The organism is Streptomyces sp. SYP-A7185 (assembly GCF_046103685.1).
Taxonomy (GTDB): domain Bacteria; phylum Actinomycetota; class Actinomycetes; order Streptomycetales; family Streptomycetaceae; genus Streptomyces.
This window is the reverse complement of record NZ_CP122310.1, coordinates 4,872,416-4,897,626: the sequence shown is the minus strand read 5'-3', so window position 1 is coordinate 4,897,626 and position 25,211 is coordinate 4,872,416. Positions and strand designations below refer to the sequence as shown.

Here is a 25,211-nt window from a genome sequence, read left to right as displayed (position 1 = left end):
TACTACCTACTTGTCCGTAGGTGCCGGTAATTCGAGGTTCAATGTGGCCACATTGGCTGCCGAGGCAGAGCGGGGAAAGCAAGCAGGGCCTTCCTGAGGGAAGTGCACGGACCGACTGAGAGATGTTCGAGGCGAGGCACAGCATGGACGCTCCGACCACCACGTCGGCGGGTAACGGCACTTCCGGCGACAGCGGCGGTGGAGGCGGCTGGTTCACCCCACGAAAGGCGCCGCAGCCTTCGGAGGGCGGCGAGCAGCAGACCCGCCCCGAGAGCGGTGAGCGTGAGCCCGAGGCCACCGAGGGCCGTCGGATCTCCGCCATACGCCCGGTGGGCAGGTCAGGAGCCACGGCGCCCGGCCCGGAGGCCTCGCCCGCACCCGCGCCCGCGCTCGAACCCGAGCGCGCGCCAGCGGAACGAATACCCCAGCCCCAGACTGCCGGCGCCCAGACTTCCGGGTCCCAGGCTTCCGGCTCCCAGACCCCCGGGTTTCAGGCTCACCAGCCCCAGACCCCCCAGCACCCGACCCCTCAGCCCCAGGCCTCCCAGCCTGAGCCGCGCTCCGAGCGGGTGCCGGAGCCGCGCAAGCCCTACCCCACGGGATCCCCCGACGCGATCCGCGTGCAGCGCACGATGGCCGAAATAGGCCCCGTCGCCGACAAGGTGACCTCGTACTTCTACGCGCTGCTCTTCACCCGGCACCCCGACCTGCGCCCGCTGTTCCCCGCGGCGATGGACACCCAGCGCGACCGGCTCCTCAAGGCGCTGCTGACCGCGGCCGAGCACATCGACCACCCCGACGTCCTCGGCGCGTATCTGAAGAACCTCGGCCGTGGACACCGCAAGTACGGCACCCGGCCCGAGCACTACCCGGCCGTCGGCGAGTGCCTGATCGGCTCGCTCAGCCGGTACGCGAGCTCGATCTGGGACGAGGAGACCGAAGCCGCCTGGGTCCGGACGTACACGACGATCTCCCAGATCATGATCGACGCGGCCGCCGCCGACGAACTGCGCGCCCCCGCCTGGTGGCTCGCCGAGGTGGTCTCGCACGACCTGAGAACGCCTGACATCGCTGTCGTGACCGTCCGGCCGGATCAGCCCTACCCTTTCCTCGCAGGCCAGTACACGAGCCTGGAGACGCCTTGGTGGCCGCGGATCTGGCGGCACTACTCGTTCGCCTCGGCGCCGCGCTCCGACGGGCTCCTCTCGTTCCACGTGAAGGCCGTCCCCGCGGGTTGGGTCTCCAACGCCCTGGTGCACCACGCACGCCCCGGTGACGTCCTGCGGCTGGGAGCGCCCGCCGGTTCGATGACCGTCGACCACTCCACCGACAGCGGACTGCTCTGCCTCGGCGGAGGCACCGGCATCGCCCCCATCAAGGCGCTCGTCGAGGACGTCGCCGAGCACGGCGAACGGCGGCCGGTGGAGGTCTTCTACGGCGCCCGCACCGACCACGACCTGTACGACATCGACACGATGCTGCGCCTTCAGCAGAGCCACCCCTGGCTCTCGGTCCGCCCGGTCGTCGACGGTCACGCCCAGTTCCCGGACGCCGTGCGCGAATTCGGCCCGTGGAACGAGTACGACGCCTATCTGTCGGGCCCGCCCGGCATGATCCGCAGCGGTGTGGACGCGCTGCGGGACCTCGGGATCCCGGCCGGCCGCATCCGCCACGACTCGGTCGAGGAACTGGTCGCCGCCGGCGACTAGCCCGGCTCGGGCGGTGCGGCAGTCGGCCACCCGGGACAAGCCAAGTCAGGGTCGTGCAGCCAGCCGCGCGGAATCAGCCCAGGTCAGGGGCGTGCATCGCGCGTACGCCCTCGATGTTGCCGTCCAGGTAGTGCCGTAGCGACAGCGGTACGAGGTGGACCGAGGCGATCCCGACCCGGGTGAAGGGCACGTGGACGATCTCGTACTCGCCGCACGGCTCCTCGATCTCCGGGCCGTGCCGCAGCGAGAGGTCCATGGACTCCAGGCGGCAGACGAAGAAGTGCTGGACTTTGACGCCGGTCGCGCCCCCGTCCTCGCCGATGTGCTCGACGGTGTCCACGAAGCAGGGCACGACGTCGGAGATCTTCGCGCCGAGTTCCTCGTGCACCTCACGATGGAGCGCGTCGACGACGGTCGCGTCCTCCGGTTCCACGCCGCCACCGGGCGTGAGCCAGTAGGGATCGACGCCGGGTTTGGTCCGCTTGATCAGAATCAGGTGGTCGCCATCGAGCAGGACGGCGCGTGCGGTGCGCTTGACCACGGGTCGGACGGTCATGGGAGGAATGTGGCCCGGACTGTTCCACGTGAAACATCGTGAACCAGTCGGAGTCCCGCTCAAGCCCAGTCGACGGCAGCACGCAGCAGCCACTCGTGCGCCCGAGCGATGTGCGGCATCGCTAGCGTGCCGGTGCGTACGACGAGGAAATACGTGCGCAGAGGCGGCACCGCCGGGTCCAGCAGGGCCACGACCTCGCCAGTCTTCAGGGCGGGCGCACAGAGATAGCGTGGCAGCACCGCGAGCCCTGCCCCGCTGACGACGCAGGAGAGCACCGCCCGCAGGTCCGGCACGATGACGGCGCCCGATGCGGCCGGACGGGTGTCGAAGACGGTGGCCCAGTAACGGGCGACCAGGGGCAGGGACTCATGGACCTCCACCACGGGCAGGCCCTCCAGCGCCGTGGCGCCCTTGCGGCGCAACTTGCCGGGGCCGACGCGGGCCGCCCAGTGCGGGGACGCGACCAAGACGTGCTCCTCGTCGCACAGCGGCGTCGCGGAGAGCAGTGCGCCGCGCGGCCTGGCGGTGGTGATGGCGAGGTCGTGGTGCCCCGCGGAGAGCCCTTCGACGACCTCTTCCGCGGTGCCGAAGGAGGCGCGCAGCGCGTAACCCTGGCCGTCGTGTCCGGTCAGCGAGGTGAGAGCGGGCAACGCGCGGGCCGCGGTGAACTCCGGCGGCCCCGCGAGGTGCAGCGTGCGGACCGAGGAGTCCTCTTCGAGGCCCGTCTCGGCGATCTCCACCAAGGCGTCGAGATGCGGCGCGGCCTTGTGGGCGAGCTCGTCACCGATGGTCGTCGGCGTCACGCCGCGCGCCTGGCGCAGGAACAGGGGACGGCCCAGCTGACGCTCAAGGGTGCGTATCTGCGAGGTGACGGCCGGCTGGGACAGGCCGAGCAGCGCGGCCGCGCGTGTGAAGGAACCGGCCCGGTGCACGGTGACGAACGTGCGCAGCAGGGCCAGATCCACGGCGCTGCCCTCCCCTCTCGGCGCTCTGGCCGGGCCCAACTATAAATATGTCGATAGGCCTCTGCCGCTACTGTGATTGGACACTGACACAGAGTCAACTAGCCTGGTTCGCGCGGTTCTTCGCGCGCGGAACCGGAACGGTCCGAGCCACGAGGGGGGAGGCTCGGACCGTTCGTTGTGCGTACATCAGTACTAGTTGTGTTCGATCCCGCGTTGGCCGGGAGCGGTCCGCGCATCCGCGGGAGCGATCAGCCCGCCGACTCGTCCAGCGCGCGCAGCACGTCCCCGACCAGGTCATCGGGGTCCTCGGACCCGGCGGACAGACGGATGAAGCCCTCTGCGACCGCGTCCCCTCCCCATCGGCCTCGCCGCTCCGCGGTCGAACGCACCCCGCCAAAGCTCGTCGCGTCGTCCACCAGAGTCAGCGCGTCGAGGAACCGGTCGGCACGCGCGCGTGAGGGCAGGGTGAAGGAGACCACGCACCCGAAGCGCCGCATCTGCTGCGAGGCGATCTTGTACGAGGGGTCGTCGGGCAGCCCCGGATAGCGCAGCCCGGTCACCTCGTCGCGGCCCCGCAGCGCCTCGGCCAAGGCCAGGGCGTTGGCGTTCTGGCGCTCGGCGCGCAGCTGGAGCGTGGCGAGCGAGCGGTGCGCCAGCCAGGCCTCCATCGGCCCCGGAATCGCGCCGACGATCTTGCGCCAGCGCCGCACGGACGCGGTCAGCTCGGCGTCACGGCAGGCCACGTACCCCAGGAGGATGTCACCGTGTCCGGTGAGCATCTTGGTGCCGCTGGCCACGGAGAAGTCCGCGCCGAGTGCGAGGGGGCGCTGGCCGAGGGGCGTGGCCAGGGTGTTGTCGACGGCCACGAGGGCTCCGCGCGCGTGGGCAGCGTCGGCGAGGCGCCGCACATCGCACACGTCGAGTCCCGGGTTCGACGGCGTCTCGATCCACAGCAGCTTGGCGCCGTCCAGGACGTCGAGCTGGGCGTCGCCGCCGGTCGGGGCGGTGCGGACCTCGATGCCGTACGCGGTGAGCTGCTCCCTGACCAGGGGCAGCGCCTGATAGCCGTCGTCCGGCAAGACCACGGCGTCACCGGCGCGCAGTTGCGAGAAGAGCACCGCGGAGATGGCGGCCATCCCGGAGGCGAAGACCAGGGTCTCCACGTCCGGGCCTGCGTCCTCGCCACCACCGTCCGGGGCCTCCAGCTCACCGATGGCCCGTTCGAGGAGCGTCCAGGTCGGGTTGTCGTCCCGTCCGTAGGTGTACGGCCCGGTGGGATCGCCCGGCAGGTGGAAGTGCGCGGCGAACACCGGCCCCGGAAGGGTCGGCTCGTGCTTCACGGGCTCGGGAAGGCCGGCCCGCACCGCTCTCGTGCCGTCGCCGAGCCCGGAGCCGGCTGCCGAGGCCGCTCCCACGCCTGGTCCCGCGGCTTCTCCCGCGCCCGTACCTGCGGCTATCGCTGCGGAGTCCGTCATGCCGCCCGCCCTTCCCTTGCTTCGCGTACGGCGTCGAGCAGGCCTTCGCTCGCCGCCTCCACCATTCTCAGGCACTCCTCGAAGCCCTCCTCCTCCCCGTAGTACGGGTCGGGGACGTCCAGGTCGCCGAGGCCGGCGGCCACGGGGTCGTACGAGCGCAGGAGCCGCACCTTGTCCGCGTCGGCCGGGGTGGGCGCGAGGCGGCGCAGGGCCCGGTGGTGGCCGGAGTCCAGGGCGATCACCAGGTCGGTCCGGGGGAACCAGGAGACCTGGAAGCGGCGCGCCACATGGTCGCTCGCATAACCGGCCGCCGTCAGGACGGAGACGGCGCGCGGGTCGGCGCCGTCCCCCTCGTGCCAGCCGTCGGTGCCCGCGCTGTCCACCTGGACCAGGCCGCCGAGACCGGCCTCCTCGATCCGGGCGCGGAAGACGGACGCGGCCATGGGGGACCGGCAGATGTTGCCGGTGCACACGAAGCAGACGGAGAAGGCCATGGGGCGGGCTCAGTCCTTGTCGTCGGGCAGGACGACGTTCAGCGCCCAGGACACGATCGAGATGATCAGGCCGCCCAGGACGGCGGTCCAGAACCCGTCGACGTGGAAACTCACGTCGAGCTTGTCGGCCAGCCACGACGTGAGCAGCAGCATGAGGGCGTTGACCACCAGCGTGATCAGGCCGAGGGTCAGGATGAACAGCGGGAAGGTGAGCACCTTCACGACCGGCTTGACCAGGAAGTTCACCAGGCCGAAGAGCAGGGCGACGACGATCAGCGTGAGGGTCTTCTTGCCGGTGCTGTCACCGGTCAGCGTGATCTTGTCGAGGAGCCACACGGCGACGGCCAGGGCCGCCGCGTTGGCGATCGTCTTGACTACGAAATTCTTCATGTGTCTGATCGTTGCAGACGGACGGCCAGAGCGGTCGGTCCGCAGGCTGGGGCAAGGGGCGTACGAGGACGATGAAGGCATTCCGGCTGGATGAACTGGAGACGGAGCGCGCCGCGAACGATGGCGCGTACCTGCAGTTTCTGCGCGAGCGGAACATGTCGGTCGGGCTGTACGCGCTCGACGCCGGGGAGTCCGACCCCCAGCAGCCGCATCAGCAGGACGAGGTGTACATGATCGTCAGCGGCCGTGCTTCGATCACGGTCGGCATGGAGACCACCCAAGTCGCGCGCGGCAGCGTCGTGTACGTGCCCGCCGGGGTGGCCCACAAGTTCCATCACATCAGCGAGGACCTTCGGGTGCTCGTCGTCTTCTCGCCGCCGGAGGGCTGAGCCACTACGCCCCTGGGCGGACTCCTCAGGGCTGCGACCTCGGGGTTCCCTAGGGGGCGGATCAGGGGCAGACAAGGGATGCGAGGCCCCCGTCGGGCCCTGCGCCGCCCTAGCATCGAAGGCAAGAAGCAGGACGGATGCGGAGAGAGGTAAGGACGATGGCAGCGCAGGAGATCTTCTCGGGATTGCCGTGGTGGGTGAAGTGGATCGCGGTCCCTGTCATCGCCCTGGTCGTGTTCGGCGGTCTGATAGCGAGCGTGGTGGGCTTCGTGGTCGGCCTGTTGTTCAAGGCGCTGATCTTCGTCGCCTTGGTGGGTGGACTCATTTACGTCGTACGGAAGTTCATATCCGGCTCCACCTCTTCCCGCGGCGATTGGTGACACCGGCGACCAGCGATTGTTGATGTCCGGCAACAGTTCGCTCGGCCGGGGGAAGTTTCCTGGTGCGGGGCCTTAGTCCGGCGGCCAAGGGTTAGAGTCCGAAAACCGACGCGGGGTGCCCCGCGCGCGGGCGCACTGCGCTCCCACCCGTGTATCCCGGGCACGGGCGGAACCCCCACGTGTTTCGGGAGTGAACCTTGGCCACGGTTGACGCCACACACGCCGACATCTCGTCCAACGGCCCCTCGTCGGGGGCATCGCCGACCGCCACGACCTCAACTGCCGCCGCGCCGACTCTCATTGGTTCGGTGCAGCGGGCGATGCACCTGCTGGAGGCCGCCTCCGCGCATCAGGAGGGGGCGCCGGCCAAACAGCTGGCCCGGGAGGCCGGGCTCGCGCTCCCCACGGCCTATCACCTGCTGCGCACGCTGACGCACGAGGGCTATCTCCGCCGGGACAAGGGCGTGTTCGTGCTCGGGGAGGCCGCCGAGCGGCTGAGCGCGAGCGGGGCGCAGCAGAATCGTCGCGGCATGATCGGAGAGGCCCTGGAGCACTGGCGGGACGCCATCGGCGTCCCCGTGTACTTCGCCGTGTACCGCGAGGGCGAGATCGAGGTCGTGGCCGTGGCGGACACCCCGGGTAATCCGGCGGTGGAGGAGTGGGCCGACTTCCGCGAGACGGGACACGCCCATGCGATCGGGCAATGTCTCCTCTCCCAACTCGACGACGAACAGCGCAAGGACCACCTCTCCCGCTATCCGGTGCAGTCGACCACCCGGTACTCCGTCCGGGACAACCGGAGTTTCCTCCGCCGGCTGGACGGCATGGGCCGGATGCGGCCGGTCGTGGAGCGACAGGAGTACGCGTTGGGCACGGTCTGCGCCGCGATTCCGATCACAGCGGGTAACACCGCGGCGACCATGGCCATTTCCGTTCCGTCTTATCAGGCGGACCGGCTACTCCCTGCGGCCGAGCGGTTGCAAGGGGAAATCGGGAGACTACTGGGGACACTCGCCTTCTCTATCAGCATCTGAAAACTCACTCCTTGTGATCTGATGTGTACGTTAAGCAAGATGCCATGAGTGTCAGGGAGTTGGTTCCTGGCCAGTCGAGCTTTAGCGACGGGGTAGGCGGACGATGCGCGAGTCGGTCCAGGCAGAGGTCATGATGAGCTTCCTCGTTTCCGAGGAGCTGTCGTTTCGCATCCCGGTGGAGCTGCGTTATGAGACCGGTGATCCTTACGCCGTCCGGCTGACCTTCCATCTCCCCGGAGACGCCCCCGTCACCTGGGCCTTCGGGCGGGAGCTGCTGGTCGACGGGGTGGGCGGGGCGGTCGGTGACGGAGACGTGCACATCGCTCCCACCGATCCCGAGCTGCTCGACGAGGCGCTGATCCGGCTTCAGGTCGGAGCGGACCAGGCCCTGTTCCGGGTGGGGATCCCGCCGCTCCTCGCCTTCCTGGACCGTACGGACAAGCTGGTGCCGCTGGGGCAGGAGCGGGCGCTGGCCGACTTCGAGGCGCACCTGGACGAGGCGCTGGACCGGATCCTCGCCGAGGAGCAGAGCGCGGGCTGACGCTCACGGGCCAGGACGCGGCCCTACGGCAGATTGGTGCATTTCATGGCATCCGCCGGTTGAGCCTTACGGCACGGCCGCTGGGCGCTGAGCGCTGGGCGCTGAGCGCGAGGCGCCCGCCCGTCCGGCCCCTGGGCGCCCGCCCGTCCGGCCCCTGGGCACCCCGCCGCCCCCCTCGGCACCCCGCCTTCCCCCTAGGCGCCGCCCGCCCCTGGCTGCCGCCCGTTCGCCCTCCGGCCCCTGGGTGCCGCCCGTCTGCCCTCTGGCCCCTTGCTGCCGCCCCTCCGCCCTCCGGCCGGCCCCTGGCTGCCGACCGCACGTCACGCCTTTCGGCGGCGGCCCTTTCCGCCGCGGCCCTGCTTGGGGGCGGGGGTGGACGTGGGGGCCGGAGCGGGGGTGGCGCCGCCTGACGGGTGCGGGGCGTGGCCCGTGCGGCCCGCGGGGGCCGAGCGGTCGGCCGAGACCACCAGGGCCGCCAGCGCGGTCGTGACCGGGACGGAGGCGACCAGGCCGATCGAGCCGACCAGGGTGCGCACGATCTCCTCGGCCACCAGTTCGCTGTTGGCCACCGTGCCCACGCTGCTCTGTGCGATCGAGAAGAGCAGCAGCAGGGGCAGCGCGGCACCCGCGTACGCCAGGACCAGGGTGTTCACCACCGAGGCGATGTGGTCGCGGCCGATGCGGATGGCCGCGCCGTACAGACCGCGCCAGCCCATCTTCGGGTTGGCCTGGTGCAGTTCCCAGACCGCGGACGTCTGCGTCACCGTCACGTCGTCGAGCACGCCGAGCGAGCCGATGATGACGCCGGCGAGCAGCAGGCCGCTCATGTCGATGGACGGATACAGGCCGTGGATCAGGCCGGTGTTGTCGTCCGTGTTGCCGGTCAGCGAGGCCCAGCCGATGAAGAGCGAGCCGAGCAGCCCGATGAGGAGCAGGGAGATGAGCGTGCCGAGGACCGCGACCGAGGTCCGGGCCGTGAGGCCGTGGCAGAGATAGAGCGCGATCAGCATGATGGCGCTGGCCCCGATCACCGCCACGACCAGCGGGTTCGAGCCCTGGAGGATCGCGGGCAGGATGAAGAACGTCAGGACGAGGAAGCTCAACGCCAGGGCGATCAGGGCCATGACGCCGCGCATCCGGCCCACCACGACCACGGCGAGCGCGAAGATCCCGGCGAGCAGCGCCATGGGGAACTTCCGGTTCACGTCGGTGACCGAGTACTGCAACGCCTCGGGGGCCGTGGGCTCGTAGGCGACCACGACCTCCTGGCCTTGGCGCAACTGCCGCGGTGAGTCGGGCTGGACGATCTCGGTGAAGGTGCGGCCCTTGTCCTTGCCGCTCGTGACCTCGATCGTCGCCTTCTTGCAGACGCCCTTGGCACGGGACTGGGCGGACTGCCCCTCGGCCGTGGAGGTGTCGCCGTTGGGCGGGGTCTGCGAGGCGTTCACGTCCTTGCAGGGCAGCTCCTGGACCTTCGCGACCTCGGCCGACTGCGTCTGCCGGTCGAAGCCGACTCCGGTGCGCTCGTGGGACGGAGCGCCACCTGGCCAGAACACCGCGAGGCCGACGACCACCGCCGTGGCGAAAGGAATCAGCACGGCGGCGATGACCTTGCGCAGATGCTGGGAGACCGGCGCGGCAGGACCATGGCTGTGGGAGTGCCCGTGGGAGTCCGGAGGCACGTTCGGGACGGGCGGCTGGGACGGCGGCTGTGTGGTGGTCACTGCCCGATCATCGCAAGAACGGGGAGGGCCCTCTGTTCAGCGCGCCCGGCGGGGCGCTAGCGTGGAGGCACCTTTGCAATCGCGGGAGCTCGGAGCACCGGGCTGAGAGGGCGCTGACCTCCGTACGAAGCGGCACGAACGTGCACGAGCCGTACGGAATTCGCTGCGTCGACCGCCGAACCTGTTACCGGGTAATGCCGGCGTAGGGAGTAGGTCTCATGACCACATCGGACACACGCACGCCTGCCTCCAGCAGCGACGAGAACACCGGGAACCTCAGCGAGAACACCGGGAACCCGGTCGGAAACGCCAAGAACCCGGTCGAGAACACCGGGAACCCCCTCGGCGCGGAGGCCGGGAAGTCCATCGGCTGGCACAAGGCGTACGTCGAGGGCTCGCGCCCCGACCTGCGGGTGCCGGTCCGCCAGGTGCACCTCACCAACGGCAAGGCCGTGACCCTGTACGACACTTCGGGGCCGTACACCGACGAGTCCGTCGACACCGACGTCCGCAGGGGCCTCGCCCCGCTCCGCGAGAACTGGATCATCGCCCGCGGTGACACCGAGGAGTACGCGGGCCGTCCGCCCCGTCCCGAGGACGACGGCATCAAGCACACCTCGCCCCGCGGCGGCCTGAAGAACCTCGACGCGGTCTTCCCCGGCCGCCCGCGCCAGCCGCGCAGGGGGCGCGCGGGCCAAGCGGTCACGCAGCTCGCGTACGCCCGCCGCGGTGAGATCACGCCCGAGATGGAGTTCATCGGGATCCGCGAGAACCTCGATCCCGAGGTCGTGCGCGCGGAGGTCGCCGCCGGCCGCGCGGTGATTCCCGCCAACGTCAACCACCCGGAGATCGAGCCGATGATCATCGGCAAGAAGTTCCTGGTGAAGGTCAACGCCAACATCGGCAACTCCGCGGTGACCTCCTCCATCGAGGAGGAGGTGGACAAGATGACCTGGGCCACCAAGTGGGGCGCCGACACGGTCATGGACCTGTCCACCGGCCGCAACATCCACACGACCCGCGAGTGGGTCCTGCGCAACTCCCCCGTCCCCATCGGCACCGTGCCGCTCTACCAGGCCCTGGAGAAGGTCGACGGCCAGGCCGAGGCGCTGACCTGGGAGATCTACAAGGACACGGTCATCGAGCAGGCCGAGCAGGGCGTGGACTACATGACGGTGCACGCGGGCGTGCGCCTTCCGTACGTCCCGCTCACCGCCAACCGCAAGACCGGCATCGTCTCGCGCGGCGGCTCGATCATGGCGGCCTGGTGCCTCGCGCACCACAAGGAGAGCTTCCTCTACGAGAACTTCGAGGAGCTCTGCGAGATCCTCGCGTCGTACGACGTGACGTACTCGCTGGGCGACGGCCTGCGCCCCGGTTCGATCGCGGACGCCAACGACGAGGCGCAGTTCGCCGAGCTGCGCACCCTCGGTGAGCTCAACACCATCGCCAAGCGGCACCACGTACAGACCATGATCGAGGGCCCGGGCCATGTCCCGATGCACAAGATCAAGGAGAACATCGACCTTCAGCAGGAGATCTGCGAGGAGGCGCCGTTCTACACGCTCGGCCCGCTGACCACGGACATCGCGCCCGCGTACGACCACATCACGTCCGGCATCGGCGCCGCGATGATCGGCTGGTGGGGCACGGCGATGCTCTGCTACGTCACGCCCAAGGAGCACCTGGGCCTGCCCAACCGCGACGACGTGAAGACCGGCGTCATCACGTACAAGATCGCGGCCCATGCGGCGGACCTCGCCAAGGGGCACCCGGGCGCGCAGGACTGGGACGACGCGCTCTCGGACGCGCGCTTCGAGTTCCGCTGGGAGGACCAGTTCAACCTGGCCCTCGACCCGGTCACGGCGCGGGAGTTCCACGACGAGACGCTGCCCGCCGAGCCCGCCAAGACGGCGCACTTCTGCTCGATGTGCGGGCCGAAGTTCTGTTCGATGAAGATCTCGCACGACATCCGGCGTGAGCACGGCGCCTCGCAGGACGAGATCGAGGCGGGCATGGAGCAGAAGTCCAAGGAGTTCGCGGCAGCAGGAAACCGCGTCTACCTGCCCCTCGCCGACTGAGCGAGGGTCGCGGCGTGCTTCGGGCGGGCGTCGTGCCCGCCCGAAGCAGCGTCGCGAACCCGTACCGCCTCGGTGTGCCGCGTGCTACTCCGGCTTGTGGTCGGGCCCGCCGAAATCCGGGCTCGAGAAGTCCGGGCTGGAGTAGCTCGGGCGCGGCCCCGCCGTCGGGCCGCCCTCCGGGCTGCTGAAGCCCGGCCTGTTGTAACCGAGTTGAGGCATGCGGCCGCCCGGGTCCAACGACGGGGTGCGCGCTGCGTGCGCCGCCCCTGGATCCGCGAGCGCCTCCCGCAGGAACGGCAGGATGCCGCGCTCCATGAGTGCCTCGCTCCAGGCTTCCCTGGCGCGAACCACCTCCTCGTTCCGTTCTCCGTACGGACCGGCCTGGAGCGACGTGGCGCCGTTGCGCAGGGCGGTCATGAGCAGTCCGATCGCGGCGATCAGGATGCCGCCCGCGGTGAGCGCGCCGAACAGCCACCCCGCGGTGAGCAGGGTGTCCGCGAAGGCGGGCTCGGGGTTGAGCATCTTCAGGATGTAGCCGACGAGCAGGAAGATCGCGGCGGCCGCCCCGGCGAGCACCGGTGCGAGGACCGCGACGACGGCGACGGCCCCCGCCCCTGAAGCCTGGGCGGTGACCTCCCCCATCGTGGTCGCGAGACCGAGGCCTCCGGAGCCGGCTTCCGCCGGGCCCTCGGGACTCCGCTCGCGGATCGATGGTGCGGCAGATCCGCTTTCGCGCAGTTCTTCGCGGACCTTCACATAGTGCGTGTACTCGGTCGCGGCGGCGGCAGTGATCAGCGCAGTGGCGTTCAGGGCCATGGTGCGCAGCTGCTCGGGATTGAGCCGCTCGCCCACTGCGGCGAGATCAGGACGGTTCGGTGCGGTGCGCAGCGCCTCATCGAGGATCCGCTCGTACTCGGGGCGGTCCTCATTGAGCAGGTGTGGAGCGCTGTTCATGTGCATCCCCCGATGCTCCGTAGGGCTTGGGGCTCGCATGGGTGCGAGCCGTCGGGCAGAAACGGAGGGGAGCCTGCTACGGATAAGCCGATGGTAGAGCCGTGAAGGCACGCGGTGACAGGGGGTTTCCAGAAATAGGCCCCCTGGCCAGCGTGATCCTGTAGTGGAGTGCCTGCCCGTAGAACGCTCAGTTATCCAGGGGCAGTTGGCAGACCAGCAGTTTTCCGGCCATGGTCACACCGCCGTCCATGGCGATGGCCAGTCCGCCTGCGTAGATGTGCGGGCCCTCGATGACGGGACCGCCGCCGTCCGAGTCGTCCTCGGAGCCGACGTCGCCGAGCAGATACGGGATGGGGCTGTGGCCATGCACGATGCGGTGGCCGCCGTACATGTCGAGGAGTTCGCGTACGGCCGAGGGGCCGGACTCGTCGCGGAAGGCGAAGCGCTTGGTGAACTTCCGGAAGAGGTCCCAGCACTCGTCGGCGTCGTTGCGCGTGAGGGTCTCGCGGACCGTGTCGTTCACGGCTTCGATCGAGTCGCCGTAGTCGAGGTAGGCGGTCGTGTCGGAGTGCATCAGGAGATGCCCGTCCTCCGCCTCGATGGCGTCCAGGCGGGCCATCCACTGGAGGTGGTGGTCCTCCAGGCGCTCCATGTCGGTCTTCTGGCCGCCGTTCAGGAGCCAGGCGGCCTGGAACGTGGCCGTGCCGGCGCCCGAGTTGACCGGGGTGTCGCCGAACCGCTTCGCGCCGAGCAGGAGCAGCTCGTGGTTGCCCATGAGCGCCTTGCAGTAGCCGCCCGCGGCCGCCGCCTGCGCCGACAGACGCATCACGAGGTCGATGACGCCGATGCCGTCCGGTCCGCGGTCGGTGAAGTCGCCGAGGAACCACAGGCGGGCGTTGCCCGCGGACCAGTTCCCCTCGGCGTCGACGAGGCCCTGCTCCTGGAGCGCGGCGACCAGTTCGTCCAGATAGCCGTGCACGTCGCCCACCACGAACAGCGGACCGTGTTCGTCCGCCGCCGGCGCCTGCGGAGGCTCGGGCATGGCCTGCACCTCCACCTGCACGGTGTCGCCGCGGTTGATCACGGGCAGGTCGCGCTGCGTGGGCGTGTAGCCGTCGTCCGCTTCCGGCGCTCCGGGGATCACCCCCGGGGCGCCCGGAGCCGCCGTGTCCGCCGGGTCCCCCGCGACCGGACCGGTCTCATGGACGTACGCCGGAACGCGGAAGTCGCGCAACGTCGCCGTCCGCACATCGGGTCCCTGACCGGCCCCCTGAGTCATCGACCCCTCCACCACCATTGCGCCGCATCTGCACCGAGATCGGACTGCCTGGTCGCAGCGGCCCGCGGTGTCGTCCGCCCATCATAGGAATGCGGCTCGCGCTGTGTGGTGCACCAGGGGTGGTGAATCAGTGCTGAACCCCAGTTCACCGAGGTTTTCTCCCGAATTGGGTAGGGGTTTCCCTCTGGGCCACGGCCGGGACGTGCCAGGCAGTACCGGTTGACGGGGGTTCTCCCCGCCGGGCGGCCCGCTCAACCGGTTCCGGGCGAGCGGGGTGGGCTGACCGTCGTGCGCGGCGGACGTCGCTCGGACGAGGTGCGCACGATCAGCTCCGTCGGTATCACCTGCTCGACGGGTCGGCCCGAGTCCAGGCCCTCGATGGCGTCGATGAGGAGCTGCACGACGGCCGTGCCGATGCGCCGCGGTTTGAGCGAGAGCGTGGTGATGGGCGGCTCGGTGGTGGCGTAGACCGTGGACTCGCTGCAGCAGACCAGCAGCAGGTCGTCCGGGACGCGCAGGCCGTACCGGCGGGCGGCCGCGAGGAGATCGGTGCCGTTCGGGTCGAAGAGGCCGTAGACGGCGTCGGGCCGGTCGGGCCGGGCGAGCAGCCGGTCGGCCGCCACGGCGCCCGCACAGGGGTCGTGGGCCGGGTAGGACTCGTAGACGGGGTCCTGCCCGACGCGCTCGCACCAGCGCAGATAGGCGGTCGTGGAGAGGTGGGTGTACGTGTCGGTGGTGGTCCCGGTGAGCAGCCCGATCCGGCGGGCTCCGGCCGCCGCGAGATGGTCGAGGATCTCCAGGACCGCCGCCTCGTGGTCGTTGTCGACCCAGGCGGTGACCGGGAGGGACCCGGCGGGCCGGCCGTCGGACACGACGGGCAGGCCTTGGCGGACCAGTTCGCTGACGACGGGGTCGTGGTCGGACGGATCGACGACGACGGTGCCGTCGAGCGCGACGTTCGACCACACGTCGACCGGACTGCGCCGGGAGGTGGCGGGCAGGATGACGAGGGCGTAGCCGCGGGCCAGCGCGGCCGAGGTCGCGGCTCTGGCCATTTCCGCGAAGTACGCGAATTCGGTGAAGGTGAAAGGTTCATCCCCGTACGTCGTCACGGTCAGGCCGATCAGGCCCGACTTGCCGGTACGGAGCGTTCGGGCCGCCGCGGAGGGCCGGTAGCCCAGCCGTTCGGCGACCTCGCGGACATGGCGTCGGGTGGCGTCCGGGAGCCGGCCCTTGCCGTTGAGTGCGTCGGAGACAGTCGTGATGGAGACACCGGCGGCGGCGGCGACGTCTCTGATACCCGCTCGGCTCTGCCGGTTGCCCCGGCGGGCGGTCTCCGCTCGGCTCACCTGGTGGTTCCCTGCTGCTGTCATGGCGAGCCGATAGTAGGGCTCATGGGGGTGGGTAGTGCGGACGCATATTCACGCGTTGACAGGCACGTTTCTGCATGGTCGTACTTCGTCAACTGCCTTGGATTATAAGGGCGTTGGCGGGATTCGAGGTGGACGGTCCCTTGTCGTCGCGCACCGGCCTGCCAAATGGACGATGTCTCGAAGAGGTCTCAACTCACCTTCACGGGTGATGCGCGCCACGGCGCGAGCCACCGGCGCGCGCCACGGAGAAGAGCGCTCCCCCCTCGCCGTGCGCCTGAGGGGGCGGATTCCGCCGACCCATTCGCAGCGGCGCTGAATCCTCATAAGGTGAGGAGTATTGAAGTCAGGTTGTTCAGGCTGTTCGGTCTGTCCATCAATCTGTCCAGGTGTGCCAGCACGTTGTTCAGGTGTCCAAGAGGAGGACTGCGGTGAGCGAGACGAGCCCGAGGCTGCGAGCCGAGCTGGAGGGCATCCCCACGTACAAGCCGGGGAAGCCTGCCGCCGCGGAGGGTCCGGTGGCCTACAAGCTGTCCTCGAACGAGAACCCCTACCCGCCGCTGCCGGGCGTCATGGAGAGTGCGCTCGCCGCCGCGGGGACGTTCAACCGCTACCCCGACATGGCGTGCACGGGCCTGATGAGCGAACTCGCCGACCGCTTCGGGGTCCCGGTGTCGCACGTGGCGACGGGCACCGGTTCCGTCGGCGTCGCGCAGCAGCTGATCCAGGCCACGTCGGGCCCGGGGGACGAGGTCATCTACGCCTGGCGGTCCTTCGAGGCGTACCCGATCATCACGCAGGTGAGCGGGGCCACGTCGGTGAAGGTGCCGCTCACGCCGGGGGACGTCCACGACCTGGACGCGATGGCCGAGGCCATCACCGACCGCACGCGGCTGATCTTCGTCTGCAACCCGAACAACCCGACCGGCACCGTGGTGCGCAGGGCCGAGCTCGAGCGGTTCCTCGACCGGGTGCCGAGCGACGTCCTGGTGGTGCTCGACGAGGCCTACCGCGAGTTCATCCGCGACCCCGAGGTGCCGGACGGCGTCGAGATCTACCGCGAGCGCCCCAATGTCGCCGTGCTGCGCACGTTCTCCAAGGCGTACGGCCTCGCCGGCCTGCGGGTCGGCTTCGCGATCGCCCATGAGCCGGTGGCGGCCGCCCTGCGCAAGACGGCCGTGCCCTTCGGCGTGAGCCAGCTCGCGCAGGACGCGGCGGTGGCCTCGCTGCGGGCCGAGGACGAGCTGATGGGCCGGGTCGGCTCGCTGGTCGCCGAGCGCACCCGGGTGGTCGAGGCGCTGCGCGGGCAGGGCTGGACGGTGCCGGAGACGCAGGCGAACTTCGTGTGGCTGCGGCTCGGGGAGCGTACGGCCGACTTCGCGGCGGCGTGCGAGCAGGCCGGCGTGGTCGTGCGGCCGTTCGCGGGCGAGGGGATGCGGGCCACGATCGGCGAGACCGAGGCCAACGACATCTTCCTCCAGGCGGCGGAGGCGTTCCGCAAGGAGCTGTAGCGCTGCGGGCGGCCGTGGTGCGGGTGGCTGCACTGCGGGCAGCCGTGCCGCGGGCAGCCGTGTGAGGAGGGGCCGGGAGCCGTTGGTTCCCGGCCCCTCCGTCGTATCCGTGTGAGGTTCCCGTCAGTAAGGGGGACCCCCTGGCAAGGGCCGGAACCGGTACGACATAATGCTTGTGAATGTGAACGCGTTCACAAGCGTGTCCCGGTTGGTCCCAAGGTAAGTGGGATTAAAAGGGCAAACTGCCGATGGGATCACGGCCGTAAGGAGAAGTCGACGTGGATCTGGCTCTGGCGCCCGAGACCTTGGCGCGATGGCAGTTCGGCATCACCACCGTCTACCACTTCCTGTTCGTGCCCCTGACGATCTCCCTGGCCGCTCTCACGGCGATCCTGGAGACGGCCTGGGTGCGCACGGGCAAGGAGCACTACCTCAGGGCGACCAAGTTCTGGGGAAAGCTGTTCCTGATCAACATCGCGATGGGTGTCGTCACCGGCATCGTCCAGGAGTTCCAGTTCGGCATGAACTGGTCCGACTACTCGCGCTTCGTCGGTGACGTCTTCGGGGCGCCGCTGGCCTTCGAGGCGCTCATCGCCTTCTTCTTCGAGTCGACCTTCATCGGCCTGTGGATCTTCGGCTGGGACAAGCTCCCGAAGAAGCTCCACTGCGCCACGATCTGGATCGTCTCCATCGGGACCGTCCTGTCGGCGTACTTCATCATCGCCGCCAACGCCTTTATGCAGCACCCGGTCGGCTACAAGATCGTGGAGCGGGACGGCACCAAGCGCGCTGAGCTCACCGACTTCTCGAAGGTGCTCTTCCAGGAGACGACGCTGGTCAACTTCTTCCACGTCATCTCGGCGGCGGTCCTGGTCGGCGGCGCCTTCATGACCGGCATCGCGATCTTCCACCTGCGCAAGAAGCAGCACATCCGCACCATGCGGATGTCGATGCGGCTCGGTCTGGTCACCGCGTTCGTCGGCACCCTGCTCACCGTGGTCAGCGCCGACACCCTCGGCAAGGTCATGTACGAGCAGCAGCCGATGAAGATGTCGGCCGCCGAGGCGCTGTGGGAGTCGGAGAAGCCGGCGCCGTTCTCGCTCTTCGCCTACGGCGACGTGTCCAAGGGGCACAACGACGTGGCGATCGAGATCCCCGGAATACTGTCCTTCCTCGCCAAGAACAACTTCAGCGCGGAGATCCCCGGCATCAACGACCTGAACAAGGAGGCGCAGGAGAAGTACGGGCCCGGTGACTACCGGCCCAACATCCCCACCGCCTACTGGTCCTACCGCTGGATGATCGGCTTCGGCGGGGTCTCGATGGCCCTGTGCACCGCCGGGCTCTGGCTCACGCGGAAGAAGTTCTGGCTCGCTCCGGAGCACCGCACGGGCGCCGACGACATCCCGAAGCTCATGCTCACCAAGAACAAGGAGCTGGCGCCGAAGCTGGGCACCTGGTGGTGGCGGCTCTCGCAGTGGACGCTGATCTTCCCCCTCATCGGCACCGCCTGGGGCTGGATCTTCACCGAGACCGGGCGGCAGCCCTGGGTGGTCTACGGCGTCCTGAAGACCAGGGACGCGGTCTCGCCGGGGGTCTCGCAGGGTGAGGTGATCACCTCGCTGGTCGTCTTCACCGCCATCTACGCGATCCTCGCCGTGATCGAGGTGAAGCTGCTGCTCAAGTACATCAAGCAGGGCCCGCCGGAGCTCACCGAGGCCGACCTGAACCCGCCCACCAAGATCGGCGGTCCCGGCTCCGGCTCGGGTTCCGATGACGGCACCGACGCCGACGCCGACCGGCCCATGGCCTTCTCGTACTGAGGGAGTTGATCGACATGGAACTTCACGACGTCTGGTTCGTGCTGATCGCAGTCCTGTGGATCGGCTACTTCTTCCTGGAGGGCTTCGACTTCGGCATCGGCGTCCTCACCAAGCTGCTCGCCCGTGACCGGACCGAGAAGCGGGTGCTCATCAACACCATCGGCCCCGTCTGGGACGGCAACGAGGTGTGGCTGCTCACGGCGGGCGGCGCGACCTTCGCCGCCTTCCCCGAGTGGTATGCGACGCTCTTCTCCGGCTTCTATCTGCCGCTCCTGATCATCCTGCTCTGCCTGATCGTGCGTGGCGTGGCCTTCGAGTACCGGGCCAAGCGCCCCGAGGAGAAGTGGCAGCGCAACTGGGAGCAGGCCATCTTCTGGACCTCGCTGATCCCGGCGGTCATGTGGGGCGTGGCCTTCGCCAACATCACGCGCGGCGTGAAGATCGACGCCCACAAGGAGTACGTGGGCAACTTCTGGGACCTGCTGAACCCGTACTCGATCCTGGGCGGCCTGGTCACCCTGACGCTGTTCACCTTCCACGGCGCGGTCTTCGCCGCGCTCAAGACGGTGGGGGACATCCGGATGCGGGCGCGGAAGCTGGCGCTCGTGCTCGGTCTGGTGACCGCCGTCCTGGCGCTCGGGTTCCTGGTCTGGACGCAGGCGGACAACGGCGACGGCAAGAGCCTGGTCGCGATGGTCGTGGCCGTGGTCGCGCTGGTCGGCGCCATCGGGGCGATCGAGATGGGGCGCGAGGGCTGGTCGTTCGCGCTCTCGGGCCTCACGATCGCCGCGGCCGTCGCGATGCTCTTCCTGACGCTCTTCCCGAACGTCATGCCGTCCTCGCTGAACGAGGAGTGGAGCCTCACGGTCACCAACGCCTCGTCGAGTCCCTACACCCTGAAGATCATGACCTGGTGTGCGGGCATCGCGACGCCGGTCGTGCTGCTCTACCAGTCGTGGACCTACTGGGTGTTCCGCAAGCGGATCGGGACGCAGCACATCGCGGACGCCGCGCACTGAGTCCCGGTGGATGCCGTGCACCGAGCACTCGGCGGATCCCCTTCCCTGAGTGCTCGGTGGCTGACGAGCACTGAGTTCTCCGCTCGCTGATCTCTTCGGAGGGTGTGTTTCACGTGAAACCAATCGACCCGCGTCTTGTCCGGTACGCCCGTGCCACCCGGTTCTTCCTCGCCGCGGTGGTGGTCCTCGGCATCGCCGGGGCGGGTCTGGTCATCGCTCAGGCGATGCTCATCGCCGAGATCGTGGTCGGGGCCTTCCAGAAGGGGCTCGCTCCCGGTGATCTGACGACGCCACTCCTGCTGCTCGTGCTGGTCGCCGCGGGGCGGGCGCTGGTCGCCTGGCTGACCGAGCTCGCGGCGCACCGGGCGAGCGCGGCGGTGAAGTCGGAGCTGCGGGGACGGCTGCTCGACCGGGCGGGGCAGCTGGGTCCCGGGTGGCTGAGCGGTCAGCGGACCGGTTCGCTGGTGTCGTTGGCCACGCGGGGCGTGGACGCCCTGGACGACTACTTCTCGCGCTATCTGCCGCAGCTGGGGCTCGCGGTGGTGGTCCCGGTGGCGGTGCTCGCGCGGATCGTCACCGAGGACTGGGTGTCGGCGGCGATCATCGTCGTGACGCTGCCGCTGATCCCGGTCTTCATGATCCTGATCGGCATGGCGACGCAGAACCGGATGGACCGCCAGTGGCGGCTGCTTTCGCGTCTGTCGGGGCACTTCCTGGACGTGGTGGCGGGACTGCCGACCCTGAAGGTGTTCGGGCGCGCGAAGGCGCAGGCCGAGTCGATCCGGCAGATCACGGGCGAGTACCGGCAGGCGACGATGCGTACGCTGCGCATCGCCTTCCTGTCGTCGTTCGCGCTGGAACTCCTCGCGACGCTGTCCGTGGCGCTGGTCGCGGTGACCACCGGGATGCGGCTCGTCCACGGGGACATGGATCTCTACGTGGGTCTGGTCATCCTGATCCTCGCGCCCGAGGCGTATCTGCCGCTGCGCCAGGTCGGTGCGCAGTACCACGCGGCGGCGGAGGGGCTCTCGGCCGCCGAGGAGATCTTCGAGGTCCTGGAGGCTCCGGTGCGGGTCACCGGGGACGCGCCGGCGCCCGCGGGGGCGTTGAGCGTGGAGGGCGTGACGGTCCGGTATCCGGGGCGGTCCGCGGACGCGGTCTCCGGGGTGTCGTTCGCGGTGGAGCAGGGCGAGACCGTGGCTCTGGTCGGGCCCAGCGGGGTGGGCAAGTCGACGCTCCTGGACGTGATCCTGGGGTTCGTCGAGCCTGCCGAGGGGCGGGTGCGCGTCGGGGGCGTCGACCTGGCCGGGGTCGCGCCGGAGCGGTGGCGGGAGCGGATCGCCTGGGTTCCGCAGCGGCCGCACCTGTACGCCGGGTCCATCGCGGAGAACGTACGGCTCGCCCGGCCTGACGCGGACGACGCTTCCGTACGGGAGGCGCTGGAGTCGGCGGGGGCCTGGGAGTTCGTCTCCGCGCTGCCGGCCGGCGTGCAGACGCCGCTCGGGGAGGACGGTGCCGGTCTGTCCGCGGGGCAGCGGCAGCGGCTCGCCCTGGCGCGGGCGTTCCTGGCCGACCGGCCCGTGGTGCTGCTGGACGAGCCGACCGCGGCGCTGGACGGCGAGACCGAGGCCGGGGTCGTCGAGGCGGTCCGGCGGCTGGCCGTGGGGCGGACCGTGCTGCTGGTCGTGCACCGGCCGGCGCTCCTCGCGGTGGCGGACCGGGTCGTACGGCTCCACGCCCCCGCCCCCGCCGACGGTGCCGCGCGCGAGCCGAGGGCCGTGGTGGGCGCCCCGCGGGGTGCCGACACTGACGCGGCTGTGGGGCAGCCGGAGCAGGCGGCGGGCGCCGTGGTGCCCGTTGCGCGGAGCCCCCGCGGTGACGTCCTGGCCCGGGTGCGGGGTGCCGCGCAGGCGCGCAAGGGCAAGCTCGCGCTGGCGCTGCTGCTCGGCGCCCTCGCGATCGGCAGCTCCGTGGGGCTGATGGCCACCTCGGGGTGGCTGATCAGCCGGGCGTCGGAGCAGCCGCCGGTGATGTACCTGATGATCGCCGTGACGGCGACCCGCGCCTTCGGCATGGGCCGGGCCGTGTTCCGTTACGCGGAGCGCCTCGTCTCGCACGACGCCGTCCTGCGGATGCTGGCCGACACCCGCGTGGCCGTCTACCGGCGTCTTGAGCGCCTCGCCCCGGCCGGGCTGGGGAAGACCCGCCGCGGTGACCTGCTCTCCCGCCTGGTGGCCGACGTGGACGCCTTGCAGGACTACTGGCTGCGCTGGCTGCTTCCCGCGTCGGCCGCCGCCGTCGTGGGCGCCGGAGCCGTCGGCTTCACCGCCTGGCTGCTGCCGGAGGCGGGCGCCGTCCTCGCCGTCGGCCTGCTCCTGGCCGGGGTGGGCGTGCCGTTGCTCTCCGGGGCCGTCGCCCGCCGGGCCGAGCGCAGGCTCGCTCCCGCGCGCGGGGTGCTGGCCACGCGCGTGGCCGACCTGCTCACCGGCACCGCCGAGTTGACGGTCGCGGGCGCGCTGACCCGGCGTACGGCCAAGGCGAAGGAAGCCGACGCCGAGCTGACCCGGATCGCCTCGCGGACGGCCACGGCCACCGCGCTCGGCGACGGGCTCGGCGCGCTCGTCACCGGTCTCACCGTGGCCGCCGCCGCACTCGTCGGCGTACAGGCGCTGTACGACGGACGGCTCAGCGGCGTCGCGCTCGCCGTCGTCGTCCTCACTCCGCTCGCCGCCTTCGAGGCGGTCCTCGGGCTGCCGCTCGCCGTGCAGTACCGCCAGCGCGTCAGGAAGAGCGCCGAGCGTGTCTACGAGGTCCTCGACGCCCCCGAGCCCGTACCGGAGCCCGCCGTCCCCGCGCAGGCCCCGCCGACGCCTTTCCCGCTCCGCCTCGAAGGGCTGCACGCCCGGTACGAGGGGCAGGACCGGGACGCGCTCGCGGGCGTCGGTCTGACGCTGGAGCGCGGTCGGCGCATCGCGGTGGTCGGCCCTTCGGGCTCCGGCAAGACGACGCTCGCCCAGGTGCTGCTCCGCTTTTTGGGGACGGGCGGAGGGACGTACCGCCTGGGCGGCACGGACGCGGCCACGCTGGACGGCGACACCGTGCGCGAACTCGTCGGGCTCTGCGCGCAGGACGCGCACGTCTTCGACAGCTCCGTACGCGAGAACCTGCTCATCGCGCGCAAGGGCGCCGGCGACGACGAACTGCGCGGCGCCCTGGAGCGGGCCCGCCTCCTGGAGTGGACCGACTCGCTGCCCGAGGGGCTCGACACCATGGTCGGCGAGCACGGGGCCCGGCTCTCCGGAGGCCAGCGGCAGCGCATCGCCCTGGCCCGCGCGCTGCTCGCCGACTTCCCCGTCCTCGTCCTGGACGAGCCGGCCGAACACCTCGACCTGCCGACCGCCGACGCCCTCACCGCCGACCTCCTGGCCGCCACCGAGGGCCGCACGACGCTGCTCATCACCCACCGGCTCGCCGGGCTCGACGCGGTGGACGAGGTGATCGTCCTGGACGCCGGGCAGGTGGTGCAGCGCGGCGCGTACGCGGATCTCGTCCTGGTGGAGGGGCCGCTGCGGCGGATGCGGGAGCGTGAGCGGGCGGCGGACCTGCTGGTGACGGCGGCGGGATAGGCGAGGCGGTGGCACGGGGGACGGCGCCGGGCGGATGACGGCGGTGGGACGGGTGAGGGCGGTGGGGGCAGGGGCGCGGGAGCGTGCCCCGACTTTCCTCGCCAAATAGGACTAACTACTCTCAAAGGCATGTCAGCCCCCTCGGCCTCCGCCGCCTCACCGCCACCCGACGGCACATCGGACCCGATCGCAGCGGCGAAGCAGGCGACCCGCAGCCTTCAGGGGCTCTCCCCCGAGCTGACCGCGCGCGTGCCGCAGCTCCTCGAAGCGATGCGCTCCGTGGGCGCCGGGCTCGAACTGCACACCACGCTCGACCGCATCTGCGAGACGGCGGCCGAGCTCGCGGGTGCCCGCTACGCGGCGATCGGTGTCGTCTCCGAAGACGGCACGGGACTCTCCGACTTCGTCTACACCGGCATCGACGAGGAGACCGCCGAGCGCATCGGGCGCCTGCCCGACGGACACAAGGGGCTGCTCGGGGCCCTCATCCACCAGCCGGAGACCCTGCGCGTCGCGGACCTCTCGGCCGATCCGCGCTCGTGCGGCTTCCCGGCCCACCACCCGCCCATGCGGACCTTCCTCGGCGTACCCATCCGCGTCCAGGGCGAGATCTTCGGCAACCTCTACCTGACCGAGAAGCGGGACGGCGCCGACTTCAACGAGTACGACGTGCACATGGTCCGGGTCCTCGCCACGGAGGCGGGCATCGCCATCGGCAACGCGCGCCTCTACGAGGCCGCCACGCAGCGCGAGCGCTGGATCGACGGCTCCGTGGCGGTCACCACGGCGCTGCTCTCGGGCAGCGACGCGGAGGAGGCGCTCGCCGTCGTCGCCGAACAGGCCCGCCATCTCGCCGACTCGGCCGCCGGGATCGTCCTCCTGCCCGACGACGAGGGCGGCATGGAGATCGTCGCGGTCTCCTCGGACGAACCCTCCGGGATGCTCGGCGTGACCGTCCCCCCGGAGAGCCGCATCATCACCGACCTGCTCGCCGGGGACTCCGTGTTCCTCGACGACGCGGCCACCGACCCGCGCGTCCTGACCGACCTGGCCCGGGACTACGGCCCCGTCATGATGCTGCCGCTCCAGAGCGACGGCCGCGTCATGGGGACGCTCGTCACGCCACGCGCGCGTGGCGCACGGCCGTTCAGCGAGACCGAGCGGACCCTCGCCACCCAGTTCGCCTCGCAGGCCGCGCTCGCCCTGATGATGGCCGAAGCTCAGCGCGACCGGGAACGGCTCGCGGTGTACGAGGACCGCGACCGCATCGCGCGGGACCTGCACGACCTCGTGATCCAGCGCCTGTTCGCCACCGGCATGATGCTGGAGAGCGCCCAGCGCAGATCCGTCGTGCCCGAGGTGCAGACGGGCGTGGGCAAGGCCGTCGACGAACTGGACGTGACGATCCAGGAGATCCGTACGGCGATCTTCGCCCTTCAGCAGGGCCCGGCCGAGGCGCCCTCCGGGCTGCGCACACGGGTCCTGCGTGAGATCAACATGGCCGCCGTACCGCTCGGCTTCAAGCCCTCGCACCACTTCGTGGGGCCCGTCGACACCGTGGTCGGCGAGCTCACCGGCAAGAACCTCATCGCGGCCCTGCGCGAGGCGCTGTCCAACGCGTTCCGGCACGCGCACGCGGACCGGATCGACGTCGTCGTGGACGCGACGGTGATCCTGCCCGACGGGCAGCAGGGCGTGCGCCTGACGGTCTCGGACGACGGGGTCGGCATCGCGGAGGGCGGCCGGCGCAGCGGACTGAAGAACCTCAAGAGGCGTGCGGAGTCGCTCGGCGGGGACAGTTGGTACGGCCCCGGCATCGGGGAGGACGGCGGCGGTACGGCGGTGGTGTGGCAGGCGCCTTACTGAGCCGCCTGCCGGGGGTCCCTGTTCG

20 protein-coding genes and 1 riboswitch are annotated in these 25,211 nt (G+C 70.3%); of the genes, 11 read left to right on the top strand and 9 right to left on the bottom strand.

Features of this window, described 5'->3' with window-relative positions; translation table 11 throughout:
- Positions 1-122 precede the first annotated feature (122 nt).
- Entirely contained in the window at positions 123-1,709 is a 1,587-nt protein-coding gene (locus tag QBL25_RS21435; protein ID WP_409058640.1) for a globin domain-containing protein, read from the top strand.
- Positions 1,710-1,782: 73 nt separating this feature from the next.
- On the opposite strand, the gene QBL25_RS21430 is transcribed toward QBL25_RS21435, so the two are convergent.
- The 5 genes from QBL25_RS21430 to QBL25_RS21410 form a co-directional block, all read right to left on the bottom strand.
- Positions 1,783-2,265, bottom strand: a complete 483-nt coding sequence (locus tag QBL25_RS21430; protein ID WP_409058639.1) for an NUDIX domain-containing protein — start codon at positions 2,263-2,265, stop codon at positions 1,783-1,785.
- A gap of 59 nt (positions 2,266-2,324) precedes the next feature.
- A complete protein-coding gene (locus tag QBL25_RS21425) occupies positions 2,325-3,230 on the bottom strand; it encodes a LysR family transcriptional regulator (protein WP_409058638.1) in 906 nt (301 codons plus the stop codon).
- Positions 3,231-3,478: 248 nt separating this feature from the next.
- Positions 3,479-4,705 (bottom strand): cystathionine gamma-lyase, encoded by a 1,227-nt coding sequence (locus tag QBL25_RS21420; RefSeq protein WP_409058637.1) that lies wholly within the window; start codon positions 4,703-4,705, stop codon positions 3,479-3,481.
- The gene (locus tag QBL25_RS21415) at positions 4,702-5,199 is read right to left on the bottom strand and encodes a low molecular weight protein-tyrosine-phosphatase (protein WP_409058636.1); all 498 of its coding nucleotides are present in this window, start codon (positions 5,197-5,199) and stop codon (positions 4,702-4,704) included. The genes QBL25_RS21420 and QBL25_RS21415 overlap by 4 nt, the downstream gene beginning before the upstream one ends.
- A gap of 9 nt (positions 5,200-5,208) precedes the next feature.
- Positions 5,209-5,589: a phage holin family protein gene (locus QBL25_RS21410; RefSeq protein ID WP_409058635.1), complete on the bottom strand. Its 381-nt coding sequence runs from the start codon at positions 5,587-5,589 to the stop codon at positions 5,209-5,211.
- Between the two features lie 71 nt (positions 5,590-5,660).
- Between QBL25_RS21410 and QBL25_RS21405 the strand changes: the two genes are divergently transcribed.
- The 4 genes from QBL25_RS21405 to QBL25_RS21390 all read left to right on the top strand — a co-directional run bounded on the left by QBL25_RS21405 (position 5,661) and on the right by QBL25_RS21390 (position 7,933).
- Entirely contained in the window at positions 5,661-5,978 is a 318-nt protein-coding gene (locus QBL25_RS21405; protein ID WP_160506069.1) for a cupin domain-containing protein, read from the top strand.
- Positions 5,979-6,136: 158 nt separating this feature from the next.
- Positions 6,137-6,358, top strand: a complete 222-nt coding sequence (locus QBL25_RS21400; RefSeq protein ID WP_383334713.1) for a DUF5326 family protein — start codon at positions 6,137-6,139, stop codon at positions 6,356-6,358.
- Between the two features lie 320 nt (positions 6,359-6,678).
- Positions 6,679-7,392 (top strand): IclR family transcriptional regulator, encoded by a 714-nt coding sequence (locus QBL25_RS21395; protein WP_409062729.1) that lies wholly within the window; start codon positions 6,679-6,681, stop codon positions 7,390-7,392.
- 103 nt (positions 7,393-7,495) lie between these two features.
- Positions 7,496-7,933 carry an SsgA family sporulation/cell division regulator gene (locus tag QBL25_RS21390; RefSeq protein ID WP_409058634.1) on the top strand — a complete coding sequence of 146 codons (438 nt, stop codon included), beginning with the start codon at positions 7,496-7,498 and terminating at the stop codon, positions 7,931-7,933.
- Between the two features lie 320 nt (positions 7,934-8,253).
- Here QBL25_RS21390 and QBL25_RS21385 read toward each other — a convergent pair whose 3' ends face one another.
- Positions 8,254-9,657: a YibE/F family protein gene (locus QBL25_RS21385; RefSeq protein WP_409058633.1), complete on the bottom strand. Its 1,404-nt coding sequence runs from the start codon at positions 9,655-9,657 to the stop codon at positions 8,254-8,256.
- Between the two features lie 71 nt (positions 9,658-9,728).
- Positions 9,729-9,883, top strand: a riboswitch (TPP riboswitch).
- Here QBL25_RS21385 and thiC point away from each other — a divergent pair.
- Positions 9,876-11,738 carry a phosphomethylpyrimidine synthase ThiC gene (gene thiC / locus QBL25_RS21380; RefSeq protein ID WP_409058632.1) on the top strand — a complete coding sequence of 621 codons (1,863 nt, stop codon included), beginning with the start codon at positions 9,876-9,878 and terminating at the stop codon, positions 11,736-11,738. It overlaps the preceding riboswitch by 8 nt.
- Positions 11,739-11,822: 84 nt before the next feature.
- On the opposite strand, the gene QBL25_RS21375 is transcribed toward thiC, so the two are convergent.
- From QBL25_RS21375 to QBL25_RS21365, 3 genes are all read right to left on the bottom strand, one after another.
- Positions 11,823-12,698 carry a hypothetical protein gene (locus QBL25_RS21375; RefSeq protein WP_409058631.1) on the bottom strand — a complete coding sequence of 292 codons (876 nt, stop codon included), beginning with the start codon at positions 12,696-12,698 and terminating at the stop codon, positions 11,823-11,825.
- A 181-nt stretch (positions 12,699-12,879) separates the two neighbouring features.
- A complete protein-coding gene (locus QBL25_RS21370; RefSeq protein WP_409058630.1) occupies positions 12,880-13,971 on the bottom strand; it encodes a metallophosphoesterase in 1,092 nt (363 codons plus the stop codon).
- A 251-nt stretch (positions 13,972-14,222) separates the two neighbouring features.
- Complete coding sequence (locus QBL25_RS21365; protein ID WP_160506062.1) at positions 14,223-15,344, bottom strand: LacI family DNA-binding transcriptional regulator; 1,122 nt, start codon at positions 15,342-15,344, stop codon at positions 14,223-14,225.
- 428 nt (positions 15,345-15,772) lie between these two features.
- On the opposite strand from QBL25_RS21365, the gene hisC reads away from it, so the two are divergent.
- The 5 genes from hisC to QBL25_RS21340 all read left to right on the top strand — a co-directional run bounded on the left by hisC (position 15,773) and on the right by QBL25_RS21340 (position 25,186).
- A complete protein-coding gene (hisC, locus tag QBL25_RS21360; protein ID WP_409058629.1) occupies positions 15,773-16,852 on the top strand; it encodes a histidinol-phosphate transaminase in 1,080 nt (359 codons plus the stop codon).
- A 278-nt stretch (positions 16,853-17,130) separates the two neighbouring features.
- On the top strand, positions 17,131-18,675 hold the full coding sequence (locus QBL25_RS21355; RefSeq protein ID WP_409058628.1) for a cytochrome ubiquinol oxidase subunit I: 1,545 nt from the start codon (positions 17,131-17,133) through the stop codon (positions 18,673-18,675).
- Positions 18,676-18,689: 14 nt separating this feature from the next.
- A complete protein-coding gene (cydB, locus tag QBL25_RS21350; RefSeq protein ID WP_409058627.1) occupies positions 18,690-19,694 on the top strand; it encodes a cytochrome d ubiquinol oxidase subunit II in 1,005 nt (334 codons plus the stop codon).
- 113 nt (positions 19,695-19,807) lie between these two features.
- On the top strand, positions 19,808-23,320 hold the full coding sequence (gene cydD, locus QBL25_RS21345; protein WP_409058626.1) for a thiol reductant ABC exporter subunit CydD: 3,513 nt from the start codon (positions 19,808-19,810) through the stop codon (positions 23,318-23,320).
- A 129-nt stretch (positions 23,321-23,449) separates the two neighbouring features.
- Entirely contained in the window at positions 23,450-25,186 is a 1,737-nt protein-coding gene (locus QBL25_RS21340; RefSeq protein WP_409058625.1) for a GAF domain-containing sensor histidine kinase, read from the top strand.
- Positions 25,187-25,211: the final 25 nt, after the last annotated feature.